Below are 11,585 nucleotides of genomic sequence, written 5' to 3' on the forward strand. Positions count from 1 at the left end.
TTTTTCATTGTTCTTTTAATATATATCCAATACCTCGAACGGTTTGAATATCTTTCTGATAACCGAATGGCTCTAATTTTTTACGTAAATGATGTACATATACTTCTACAATCGCTACTGTCGTATCTGAATCAAATCCCCAGACGCGATCAAAAATTTGTTCCCTCATTAAAATCTTTCCGCTATTTTGAACAAGGTACTCTAGAAGCTCATATTGTTTTAATGTTAGCTTCATACTTTGTCCATCTACTTGAACATCTTTATCTTTTCCGAACAATTCAATTCCTTTATAGCGAATGGTCTGCTTTGTTGTTAAACTACCACTTCTGCGTAGTAAAGCACGAATTCTCGCTTTTAATTCAGGGGCCTGAAATGGCTTAACGATATAGTCATCTCCGCCAAAATCCAACCCTTTCACCCGATCTTCTAAAGAATCTCTCGCTGTTAAAAACAGGACTGGTGTTTCAATCTTTTCATCACGTATTCTTTGAATTACTTCAAAACCATCCATCTCTGGCATCATCACATCAAGCAAAATTGCATCATATATATTTTGTAACGCTAGAAATAATCCCTCTTCTCCATTCAATGCTGTATCTACTTCAAATTCATCACACAAAATTTGTACGATAGACTCTAATAACGAAGCATTATCTTCTACTACGAGTAAGCGCATATTCTCACCTTCCACCATATCGTTCGATTCTATTTATAATCACATTCCTGCTTTTCCTAACAAAAGAATATCATTATATTCTGTAACTTCATTTTTAATTCGTTCTTTCTACACTTTTTCTTGATACAGAATTTTAAAGATTAATTATAAAGACTCTTTCTTAAATTTAGCTTAATAAAAAATTGAAAGAAATAAGATTTCCCTTATCTCTTTCAATTTTTTACTACATATACCTTTTTACTTGGCAATTCCAAACAATTTAGCTGACCACCATACACAGCCCCGCCATCAATTCCAATAATTCGATTACTACCAAAATACACGCCACAATTCTCACTACCGTGAAGCGTTTTTGTTTCCGTATGGCCAAATACAACAACCTTTTCGCCACTATATCCATTATGAAACTCATTACGGATCCACATTAACGTATATGGTTCACATTCAGAAACTCGTTTCATAGGCTCAACACCAGCATGTACAAATATGTACTCTTCTGTTTCAATGTAATGATCTAATTCTTGAATAAACTTTACATGATCTTCTAAAACATGCGATTGTAAAATTGGTTTTTGGAAGTCTTCCTCATTAACTACAATATCTTCTTCTACAAATCCATAGCTATATAATGTCTTATCTCCACCATTCCTTTTTACCCAATGGTTCCATGAACGTTCCTCATCAGTCGTTAACGCCTTAATCATCATATCTTCATGATTTCCCTTTAGAACGAGGGCTCCATCTTCTTTTAACTCTTTTACCCTTTCAATTACTGCACGTGCATTTGGACCACGATCTACATAATCCCCTAATAAAATTAGTTGATCCTTTTTTGCATCGTATTGAGCTTCTTCTAATAACTGTTCGAACTTTTCTATTTCGCCATGAATATCACTAATAACAAGAATTCTTTTCATATTATCACCCCTCTTTCTAATTATAATTCAAAACGACAGAAACTTCAGAATTGTATTTTAAAACCGTATTTATTACAGATACAACGATTATCCTTACAACAATGTAAGTCTCTTGTCATTCAATTCGATAGTTGCAATTGCTATATTTCCTTATACTAAAAGTAAGAAATGAAACAAAAAACAAGGAGAGATGAGAAATGAAAAAAGTGATGGAAGTTTTAGTAGCAGTGGCAGAGGTTTTCGTAAATGGTAAACAAGTTGCAATGGAGTTAAACAAATAATGAAAAGGACAAGATTCATTCTAGACCCTTTACTCATATAAAAGAGATAAGACTTCTTCATTTTTTTGATCCCTTATCTCCTAAAGAAAGCCGTATCCTTTTTCGGATACGGCTTTCTCTTATTTTTGACTCGTACGAGCTGAAATGCTAATTGCTCTATCTGTCGCTTTGGCGGCTTCATCTAACGCTTCTTTACTATTCTTTCCGTCATACATTGCTTCTAATGCTTTTACAACTGCATCTCGTGATTCTGGGAATACACTAATTAAAGCACCTTGTGTTGCTGGAGATTGTTTCGTCGCTTGCAATTGATCTACTGTTACTTTTAACTGTGGATATTTTTCATATTGCTCTTTTACTAATGGTTCATTATATGCATCTGGATTAATAGAGAAATAACCTGTTGCAGTATGCCATTTTGCTTGTACGTCTGACTTCGTTAAATATTTCATAAAGTCCCAAGCACCTTGTTGTGTTTCTTCTGAAACCATATTCGTCATCCATAATGATGCTCCACCAATAACAACACCATTTTGTTTCGAATCCTCTGGATATGGAATATATGACACGCCTACATTAAACTTAGATGCATCAATTAAGTCGCGAACACCAGCTGAAGAATCTAAATACATAGCAACTTGTCCAGACTGGAACGCGGCACGAATATCATCCCAACTTGCTCCATACTTTCCTAGTGCACCAGCTTTATTTAACTCATCTAGCATCCCAAATACTTTCTGTCCTTCTTTACCGTTAAATACAGCTTTCTTTGCAGCATCTTTACGACCATTTTCATTATCTACATATAAAGCGCCTTGTGTCGCTAACAATTCTTCAAAGAACCAACCATAATTCAGCATTGAAAATCCATATTGTTTTACATTTCCGCCTTCTTTAATCGTTAACTTTTTCGCTGCTTCTTGCAATTCCGCATATGTTTTTGGAGCTTTCTCTGGATCTAAGCCCGCCTTTGCGAAAGCATCTTTATTATAAATTAATACTGGTGTAGATGAATTAAATGGCATAGAATACATTTTTCCATCAACTGAATAATAATTTGTAATTGCTTTTTCCAGCTTTGAAGTATCGTACTTATCTTTTTTTATCCAACTATCAATTGGCGTAATCTTTTTACTATCAATCATATATTTTGTTGTAATTTCACTCGACTGAACAAGAGCTGGCGCTTCTTTCGTAGCAGACATCGTTTTAAATTTCGTTAAAGACTCTTCATATGTCCCTTGGAACTCTGCCTTTATCTCATATTTATTTTGTGACTTATTATAGTCTGCAACAAGCCCATCTAGTACACCTTGTGTTTTTCCACCCATCGCATGCCAAAAACGAATTACAGTTTTATCACCATTTTTTTCAACTGGTGCTACTTTTGCCTGTGCTTCAGGTTTTCCCTCTGTTTTACTATTTGAACAAGCAGCACTAGATAATGCCATTGTTGCTACCATTAATAGAGCAGCACCTTTTTTAACTAGACTCATTTTAATCTCACCTTCTCTTAGTTATTTAATTGCACCTTTTGTTAATCCTTGTTGTAATTGCTTTTGTCCTAAAAATAATAGAATCAATGTTGGTATAACGATAACCGTAACGCCAGCCATTACGCTTCCCCAATCAGTTGCAACTTCTTGAGATTGAAGCTGCTTCACACCAATTTGAACTGTTCTTACCTTTTCATCAGTGGTCACTAAAAGTGGCCATAAGTACATATTCCATGTTGTTAAAAAACTATATACGCCAAGCGTAATAAAACTCGTTTTACAATACGGAATTACAACGCTGAACAAAAATCTTACATTTCCAATCCCTTCAATGAAAGCAGCTTCTTTCAGTTCATTCGGAAGTGTCATAAAATGTTGGCGTAACAAGAAAATACCGAAAGCTGTTGCAAAAAACGGCACTGTCATCCCAGCGAAACTATTGATCCAGCCAAAGTTTTGAATCGTTAAAAAGTTAGGTACCATCGTCGCTTCCCACGGAATAAGCATCGTTGAAATAAACAGGAAAAAAATAAGATTTCTTCCCTTAAACTGAAGAAAGACGAAAGCATACGCCGCTAAGCTTGACACAATAAGTTGTCCAATCATAACAACTGTCGATACAACTAAGCTGTTATATAAATATGTAAAAAGTGGTACTTTCTGAAAAATATTAATGAAATTATCAAAAGTAAATTGAGTTGGAAATATCCTTCTCATTTGAATATCGTCTGGTGTCATAAAGCTTATTAAAAACGCATACAGCACAGGAAAAAATACCATTACTGCACTAATTATGAGCAGCATGTATAGCAGGAAATTTTGTTTCCACTGTTTAACGATCATTTATAATGCACCTTTCTCTCAGCAAACTTAAATTGAAGTAATGTAGCAATGAAAATGAAAACAAATAGTACCATCGCTTGTGCACTTGCTGTCCCAAATTGATGATTCACAAATGCCTCTTTATAAATCGAATATACAATTAAATTTGTTGCATCATTTGGTCCACCGTGCGTTAAAATATCAATCTGTCCAAAGCTTTGGAACGCACTAATTAACGTTACTGTCACGATAAAGAATAAAGTTGGTGATAGCATCGGTAATGTAACACGACGAAGCTTATATAAATAGCTAGCACCATCTATAGATGCACTCTCATATAAAGACGTATCAATATTTTGTAAACCACCTAATATAACTAAAAATGCAAATCCTGTATTCACCCAAACCGTTGTAACTGATACAGAGAATAGTGCCCAGTCCGGACTCGTTAACCATGCAATTGCAGGAAGATTCATAGAAGCTAATATATTATTGAATAACCCGACACTTGGATGAAATAAAAATAACCAAATCACTGCACTAGCAGCTACTGATATTCCCATTGTCGAAGAAAACAGAACTCGAAATAACCCAATACCTCTTACCTTTCCGTTTGCAATCAATGCAAGAAATAAAGCGAGTATAATACTCGTAGGCACTGTATATACAACAAATAATAAAGTTGACTTTATGCTTTTGTAGAAAGCAGGATCAGAAAATAAGTATTGATAATTTTCTAAGCCAACGAAAAGATTAGCTTCTCCGTGTATATCTGTTAAATAAAAGCTATAGTAAATCGTCCTAAATAATGGATAAAAAAGAAAAATCGAGAACAATAAAATAGATGGCGCTAAAAATAATAATCCTATTCTTAAATCTTTCGTTCTACTCCATAAATTCTTCTTTTTTGCCACCTTTGCTTGGGCTGGTAACTTGCCTACTTCAATCATTATTTCGCCACCACTTTCAACTCTTCTTCAGCTACCACTTTTAATCGTTCATTCGTATTTTGATGAAAGAAGCATAACTTATCTTGTGAGAATAATAATTTTACTTTGTCACCTTTGTTCAGGATTAACTGTCCAATGACTTTTGCACTCCAAGTTGTTCCATTTATTGCGAAGTTTAATATAGATTCGTTGCCTAATACTTCTACAGATTGTAGCGTAACTTCTTGTCCTTCCTCAGACAGGGCAATATGCTCAGGACGCATGCCTATGCGAATTATTCCTTCTGGTAATTGCTTTAACTGTCCAATAGATAACGGAATTTGCAATTGCCCTATATGTAATACACCTTTTTCTTTGTTTACTTCTCCATCATTTATATTCATCGAAGGAGACCCTATAAAACTTGCAACAAATTCATTTGCTGGTTCGTTATAGATGTCAAGCGGTGTTCCAACTTGCTGTATGCTTCCTTTATTTAAAACCATGATGCGATCTCCCATAGTCATCGCCTCTATTTGATCATGAGTAACGTAAATCATTGTAATTCCTAAACGCTGCTGAATTTCTCTAATTTCAATTCTCATTTGCGCACGTAATTTCGCGTCTAAATTCGAAAGTGGTTCATCCATTAAACAAATCGGTGCTTGGCTCACAATCGCTCTAGCAAGCGCAACACGCTGTCTTTGTCCACCTGATAATTGACCTGGTTTCATTTTCACATACTCTTTCAGCCCTACCATTTCAATAGCTTCCATTAATCTCTTTTGCCGCTCTTCTTTTTGTACTTTCCTTACCTTAAGTCCAAATAAAATATTTTCTTCTACAGATAAGTGTGGGTATAGTGCATAATTTTGAAATACCATTGATAGATTACGATCTTTCGGCTCTAAATCATTTGCAACACGTTCATTAATAATTAAATCCCCCGAAGAAATTTCTTCTAGGCCAGCGATCATTCGTAATAATGTGCTTTTCCCACATCCTGAAGGCCCAACTAAAACAAAAAACTCACCCTTTTTAATGTGAACCGATACCCCCTTAACCGCTGTCTCTTCTGCATTTTTATATACCTTTGAAACATTTTTCAATTCAATCACAAAGTTGCACTCCTTTTTTCTTCTTGTATCCATACTTCATAATGACTCGTTGAAATTGCACTTGCGCCTGCACGAATAGCAATTTCCGCATCTTCTCGTGTTTGAATCAGTCCGCCTGCAATGATAGGAAATTCTATTTCCTCTGCTAACTGCTTAATAATGGAAGGCATAATACCAGGCATAATCTCTACTGCATTCGGTTTAGTCGTTTTACAATTTTCAATTGATTTTGTAAGAGATAAAGTATCGACAATAAAAATACGTTGGATCGTTTTTAATCCAATTTTATTGGCATTTCGAATTGTCGATCCTTTTGTTGAAATAATACCTTGTGCTCCGATAACGTCTTGAATATACAAAAGTGCTTCCTCTGTATTCGTATTTAAACCTTGTATAAAATCACAATGAAGAAAGACATCATGTCCATGTTTCTGTAATTCATATACACGCTCTGGTAACTCCAGCATTGAACCCGTCATAAGAAAAACTGTTTTCGGTAATTTTTTGTATGTGTTGTATCCTTTCCAATCCTTTATCATCGCAATATAAGGTTCTTTAAACATTCATTCCACCTAGCTTTTCTGTTTTTATCCAAACTAAAAACACCTACTTACATAGAACACCTTTCTCCTTATTTGAACTCTAGGGAATAGAGCACACCTAAGAAAGTGGCACGTTATATGTAAGCGGGTGTTCTCAAATGTTCTCTACCCTAGTTATTTTGTTACCTTTACTATAGTATGCATTTATTAAGTCAGTTTTGATAGATTGTTAATTAGCTGTTAATCGAATGTTAATATTCACCATATTTTCTTAACATTAATCTAGATATACGAATAACCCCCAACAGCAAACAACTATCTTTAAAATTTAAGTAATATGCAAATTCATTCCATAGTTAATCAATTTTAGTTTTCTCGCAACTTCTTGTGAGGCATAATTATCCCAAGAAGTACTATAAAGTGAAATGCGGTTTTCTTCTTGTATTGATATCGCCCAGGCTGTAACAACATCAGTACCATACCCATTCCCTTGAAACTCCGCTAAAGTTTCCACACTCGCCTCAGCAGCTACAGGTGTACTCCTAGCACTGCAACATATAGAAACTACCTTTTCATTTTTTACAATTGCAAAGTAAGGTTGCCTCCACTCCATCTGTTCTATTAGATTAGGAAAATTTTCTCGCAAAAGCTCTTTATTCTTCTCTGTTATCTGTATTGTTCTAGTTGGCTTATGTAAATTATTAGAGAACATGAAAGCAGGGCCCATCCAAATATTTTTTACTGTTCTTTCTTCATTTAATACATGGATAATCTTTGCTATCTCTATATGATTTGAAGGTTCTCGAATTAATTTCTCAATCTTACCTACCGTTTCATCATCCAGATCACAATGATATCTCGTTATACTCCCTTTACGAGTTCTGCCAAGAAAACAGCGTGGTGCTTTCGGATTTCCTTGTTCATTTACATATTTCATTTTTCCTACTTGATTATGAACAAATAAAACCTCTACCTGAATTGCTATTAAATCAAGTTCTGAGAGCCTCATTTATATTCTCCTTAGTTACTCCATATACCATTCATAATCTATTTTTCATGCCCAAAACAAAAATCCCATTCAAATACACATTACTGAATCCATCATACTCAATGACTTCTTCATTCTGTCTATCTAAATGGGATTATTTCATACTTGTTATTCTACCGGTTGCGGTTGTGGCTGTACTACTTCATTCGCTCCAGCTACCCTCAACATATTTGCAATATCTTTAAAACCTCTTTTTTCAGCATATTGCAGTGGCGTAATATTTTCCTTATTGGCCATATTTACATCTGCCCCGTGGTCAATAAGCATTTGAATTACTTTCTTGTGATTTTCACTACCATTTCCTAATACAATTGCTTCTACTAAAGCTGTTCCACCACGAGCATTTTTATAATTGACATCAATATCTGTATGCTCTAACAATTCTTTTACGACCTCTACATGGCCACGCTCAGATGCAGAAATAAGTGCTGTTCCACCTGACTTAGTCGTTTCTTTCGTATTAACTCCTGCATTAATTAATACTTTTACAATATCCGTATAGCCTTCTCTACTCGCATAAAGAAGTGGATTACTTTGTTTCTCATCTTTAATTTCAATATTAGCACCTGCACCAATTAATGCTTTCACTGTCTCTACATGATTTTGGTACGTTGCTGCAAGGACAGGTGTTTCTCCGTTGTCACCTTCTACATTTATATTCGCTCCATCTTGGATCAACTTCATAGCTGTTTCTGTATCTCCAAGAGTTGCAGAAAGTAGCAACTGTTTGTCCATTAAATTTATACTTTTTTCTTCTTTAGATTCTTCCTGTTCTTTATGCTTCTCTTTTTTCTTTTCGTTTTTCACATGAACCGGTTTCGATTCTGGCTCTTCTTGCTTATCGCAAGCTACTACCGTCATTAAAAGTCCTAATAACATACATAATAAAATTTTTTGTTTTCTCACAACTACAGCTCCTATGAAAGATAATGTTTTCTTAACCATTCCTCCATCACATACAATAACTCTTCTTGAGTACATTTATCCATAAGCACTTTATATTCCTTCTTTAATTGGATTATCTTAAACTTATATGATGTTTCTCAACCTATTGGAATGATACGCCTGATGGCCTCATCATTAGCATTATGAAGCAATTAGTTTAGCACGTTTTCACCGCATTTGTATACATTTCTAAAAAGTACATACATGGTTGCTTTAGGTCACTACATTCCATTGTAACCGTTCTTCTAAAAATTTTACACCTTTTCTATATTTGCACCTGAATAATACTAGAAAAAGACAACTATGCAGTTGTCTTTTTCTAGTATTAATGATGCCCACCGTGATTTCCCTTTTTCGTGTTCCCCATCATTTCTTTATTCATTTCCCATTTATGCTCTGCTAGCTCTTTATACGAGAGAACTTTCCCCTTATAGTTAGATACAAAGCTCTTTGCATCTTTTTTGTTTTTAAATGAAATGACATTATAAGCCATTGGTGTTGTAATTGTTTTATCATATACATAAGTAGCGTCTTCTAACGAAACCCAATCTTTCGAATCATAATCTCGAACAAATTTTTCTTTCGTCTTTTCACCTGGATTAATCTCCATCCATTTATACATACAACCGATATCATCAAACTTTAATGCTTTTCCATTTTCTAAAATGATTTCTGTTGCAAATTGATTATCCATTACCCCAATTTGGCAAATATCACACTTATCATGCTTCTCATCAATTGCCACAGCCTCTGCTTGTTTCTTACCACATCCTACAATTGTAAAGACAAAGAATAAGCATATAGCAAGCATCACATACTTTGTTCTCATTGTATTTCCTCCCTAACCGTATCTTCTACAAGGAGCATATCAAAAACTTGTGTGCGATTTGTGAAAAAATGATGTGTCTTTTGTAATATATGGAACAAAAAAGATGTGTAGTCCTCTCTACACACCTCTCATCATTCACAACCTGTAATTACTAAATCATCTTCTATTTTAATTAATAATGTATCTGTATGAATTTGCTGCCCAACAACTACATTTACTAATCTTATATTTCCACTGATGCCGACTGCAACCTTTTCAAGTTCACCGTTATTTTTTCGGATCATCATTAATTTTTCCCACTCATATACGTAAGAAGATTCATTAACAAAAATCTCTTCTACTTTTCCTTCATAAGAACTACAAATCTCTTCCATTCTTGTTTTCATATAAAATCTACTCCCTATTTCACACTTCAATATTTTCATCTTATTCTACCATTCTTATGGAGAGCAGCTTACTTTTTAAAAATTCAAATTAACTACCGTGAACAAAATGACCAAAATAAAAATTATGCTTCTAATGATGTTATTTTTCAAATTATTTACCATTCGAATGAATGCTTTTATGATAAACAAAAAAACTTTTTTCTGAATTTTTATTTCATTTTGAAAGCGCAATCATTTTTGAGGGGGAGATTACATGTTAGCACTACTTGGATTTGCGATGGTATTTGTCTTTATGTTTTTAATTATGACGAAACGTATGTCAGCACTAGTAGCATTAATATTAATTCCAATTACGTTCGCATTAATTGGAGGCTTTTATGCAAACATGGGACCTATGATGTTAGAGGGCATTCAAAAACTAGCACCTACTGGTATTATGCTTATGTTTGCTATTTTATATTTTGGAATTATGATTGATAGCGGTTTATTTGATCCTGTCATTAGTAGGATTTTGAAATTTGTAAAAGGAGATCCTTTAAAAATTGTTGTTGGTACAGCGATTCTTACAATTATCGTTTCATTAGATGGGGATGGAACGACAACGTATATGATTACTGTTTCCGCAATGTACCCACTATATAAACGCCTTGGAATGAATCCACTTATATTAGCTGGGGTTGTTATGTTAGGTGCAGGCGTGACAAATCTTACACCGTGGGGTGGACCGACAGCTCGTGTTATGAGTGCACTTGGACTAGACGCATCAGAGCTCTTTACACCACTTATACCAGGAATGATTGCTGGTGCACTTTGGGTAGTTTTCGTTGCTTACTATCTTGGAAAAAAAGAAAGAAAACGTTTAGGAATTATGGATATACAATATTTAAAACAAATGCAAACAACAGATGAGCAAGCTGCAACAGTAGAAGCTGCTGTTCATAAGCGCCCTAAACTTCTATGGATTAACTTTTTATTAACTGCTACCTTACTTGTCTGTCTTATACTAGAAGTTATGCCATTACCTGTTTTATTTACAATCGCTTTCGCTATTGCTGTTATGATTAACTATCCGAACTTAGAGCAACAGAAAGAGCGTATTGCTTCTCACGCAGGAAACGTATTAGCAGTTGTTTCTCTCGTATTTGCCGCTGGGATTTTCACTGGAATTTTATCAGGAACAAAAATGGTAGATGCAATGGCTAAAAGTGTAGTAACTCTTATACCAGACGCTCTTGGCCCACAACTACCAATTATTACAGCTCTTCTTAGTATGCCATTCACATTCTTCATGTCCAATGATGCATTTTACTTCGGAGTATTACCTATTTTAACAAAAGCTGCTGCTACCTATGGAATTAGTGCAGCTGAAATGGGACGCGCTTCCTTACTCGGGCAACCTGTTCACTTATTAAGCCCTCTTGTTGCATCCACTTATTTATTAGTTGGGATGGCAAAGGTTGATTTTGGTGAACATCAACGTTTTACTTTATTGTGGGCAGTTGGAACGACAATGGTCATGTTGATTACTGGAATTTTAATTGGGGTTATTCCAATATAAAATAAAAAAACAGTAGCGGACATATATCCTCTACTGTT

General features: G+C 34.7%; 12 protein-coding genes. 1 reads left to right on the forward strand and 11 read right to left on the reverse strand.

The window, feature by feature from the left end:
* Positions 1-4: 4 nt before the first annotated feature.
* From ACTFNE_RS23870 to ACTFNE_RS23920, 11 genes are all read right to left on the reverse strand, one after another.
* Positions 5-676 carry a response regulator transcription factor gene (locus ACTFNE_RS23870; protein WP_001238613.1) on the reverse strand — a complete coding sequence of 224 codons (672 nt, stop codon included), beginning with the start codon at positions 674-676 and terminating at the stop codon, positions 5-7.
* Between the two features lie 212 nt (positions 677-888).
* A complete protein-coding gene (locus ACTFNE_RS23875) occupies positions 889-1,593 on the reverse strand; it encodes a metallophosphoesterase family protein (RefSeq protein WP_046198942.1) in 705 nt (234 codons plus the stop codon).
* Positions 1,594-1,993: 400 nt separating this feature from the next.
* Entirely contained in the window at positions 1,994-3,370 is a 1,377-nt protein-coding gene (locus tag ACTFNE_RS23880) for an ABC transporter substrate-binding protein (RefSeq protein WP_046198943.1), read from the reverse strand.
* Positions 3,371-3,391: 21 nt separating this feature from the next.
* A complete protein-coding gene (locus tag ACTFNE_RS23885; RefSeq protein WP_000635931.1) occupies positions 3,392-4,213 on the reverse strand; it encodes a carbohydrate ABC transporter permease in 822 nt (273 codons plus the stop codon).
* Positions 4,210-5,142 (reverse strand): carbohydrate ABC transporter permease, encoded by a 933-nt coding sequence (locus tag ACTFNE_RS23890; protein WP_000573563.1) that lies wholly within the window; start codon positions 5,140-5,142, stop codon positions 4,210-4,212. Before ACTFNE_RS23890 ends, ACTFNE_RS23885 begins: the two co-directional genes overlap by 4 nt.
* Positions 5,142-6,239, reverse strand: a complete 1,098-nt coding sequence (locus ACTFNE_RS23895; RefSeq protein ID WP_000571386.1) for an ABC transporter ATP-binding protein — start codon at positions 6,237-6,239, stop codon at positions 5,142-5,144. Before ACTFNE_RS23895 ends, ACTFNE_RS23890 begins: the two co-directional genes overlap by 1 nt.
* Positions 6,236-6,802, reverse strand: coding sequence for a glycerol-3-phosphate responsive antiterminator (locus ACTFNE_RS23900; protein WP_000472009.1), 567 nt, complete (start codon positions 6,800-6,802; stop codon positions 6,236-6,238). Before ACTFNE_RS23900 ends, ACTFNE_RS23895 begins: the two co-directional genes overlap by 4 nt.
* Before the next feature lie 307 nt (positions 6,803-7,109).
* Complete coding sequence (locus ACTFNE_RS23905) at positions 7,110-7,790, reverse strand: GNAT family N-acetyltransferase (protein WP_270705923.1); 681 nt, start codon at positions 7,788-7,790, stop codon at positions 7,110-7,112.
* A 147-nt stretch (positions 7,791-7,937) separates the two neighbouring features.
* Positions 7,938-8,810, reverse strand: coding sequence for an ankyrin repeat domain-containing protein (locus ACTFNE_RS23910; RefSeq protein WP_000287348.1), 873 nt, complete (start codon positions 8,808-8,810; stop codon positions 7,938-7,940).
* A 289-nt stretch (positions 8,811-9,099) separates the two neighbouring features.
* The gene (locus ACTFNE_RS23915) at positions 9,100-9,603 is read right to left on the reverse strand and encodes a nitrous oxide reductase accessory protein NosL (RefSeq protein ID WP_001259405.1); all 504 of its coding nucleotides are present in this window, start codon (positions 9,601-9,603) and stop codon (positions 9,100-9,102) included.
* Positions 9,604-9,734: 131 nt separating this feature from the next.
* Entirely contained in the window at positions 9,735-9,989 is a 255-nt protein-coding gene (locus tag ACTFNE_RS23920) for a hypothetical protein (RefSeq protein ID WP_000857644.1), read from the reverse strand.
* Positions 9,990-10,242: 253 nt separating this feature from the next.
* On the opposite strand from ACTFNE_RS23920, the gene ACTFNE_RS23925 reads away from it, so the two are divergent.
* Positions 10,243-11,547, forward strand: coding sequence for a CitMHS family transporter (locus tag ACTFNE_RS23925; protein WP_000880454.1), 1,305 nt, complete (start codon positions 10,243-10,245; stop codon positions 11,545-11,547).
* The last annotated feature ends 38 nt before the right edge of the window (positions 11,548-11,585 follow it).

This window comes from Bacillus cereus group sp. MYBKT111-2, from assembly GCF_051915205.1.
Classification (GTDB): domain Bacteria; phylum Bacillota; class Bacilli; order Bacillales; family Bacillaceae_G; genus Bacillus_A; species Bacillus_A paranthracis.

What these genes read in the sequence shown, in the direction of transcription:
- ACTFNE_RS23880 (WP_046198943.1), bottom strand. Translation starts at nt 3,370, where the DNA reads ATGAGTCTAGTTAAAAAAGGTGCTGCTCTATTAATGGTAGCAACAATG.
- ACTFNE_RS23910 (WP_000287348.1), bottom strand. Translation starts at nt 8,810, where the DNA reads ATGTACTCAAGAAGAGTTATTGTATGTGATGGAGGAATGGTTAAGAAA.
- ACTFNE_RS23915 (WP_001259405.1), bottom strand. Translation starts at nt 9,603, where the DNA reads ATGAGAACAAAGTATGTGATGCTTGCTATATGCTTATTCTTTGTCTTT.
- ACTFNE_RS23920 (WP_000857644.1), bottom strand. Translation starts at nt 9,989, where the DNA reads ATGAAAACAAGAATGGAAGAGATTTGTAGTTCTTATGAAGGAAAAGTA.
- ACTFNE_RS23905 (WP_270705923.1), bottom strand. Translation starts at nt 7,790, where the DNA reads ATGAGGCTCTCAGAACTTGATTTAATAGCAATTCAGGTAGAGGTTTTA.
- ACTFNE_RS23875 (WP_046198942.1), bottom strand. Translation starts at nt 1,593, where the DNA reads ATGAAAAGAATTCTTGTTATTAGTGATATTCATGGCGAAATAGAAAAG.
- ACTFNE_RS23870 (WP_001238613.1), bottom strand. Translation starts at nt 676, where the DNA reads ATGCGCTTACTCGTAGTAGAAGATAATGCTTCGTTATTAGAGTCTATC.
- ACTFNE_RS23900 (WP_000472009.1), bottom strand. Translation starts at nt 6,802, where the DNA reads ATGTTTAAAGAACCTTATATTGCGATGATAAAGGATTGGAAAGGATAC.
- ACTFNE_RS23925 (WP_000880454.1), top strand. Translation starts at nt 10,243, where the DNA reads ATGTTAGCACTACTTGGATTTGCGATGGTATTTGTCTTTATGTTTTTA.
- ACTFNE_RS23890 (WP_000573563.1), bottom strand. Translation starts at nt 5,142, where the DNA reads ATGATTGAAGTAGGCAAGTTACCAGCCCAAGCAAAGGTGGCAAAAAAG.
- ACTFNE_RS23885 (WP_000635931.1), bottom strand. Translation starts at nt 4,213, where the DNA reads ATGATCGTTAAACAGTGGAAACAAAATTTCCTGCTATACATGCTGCTC.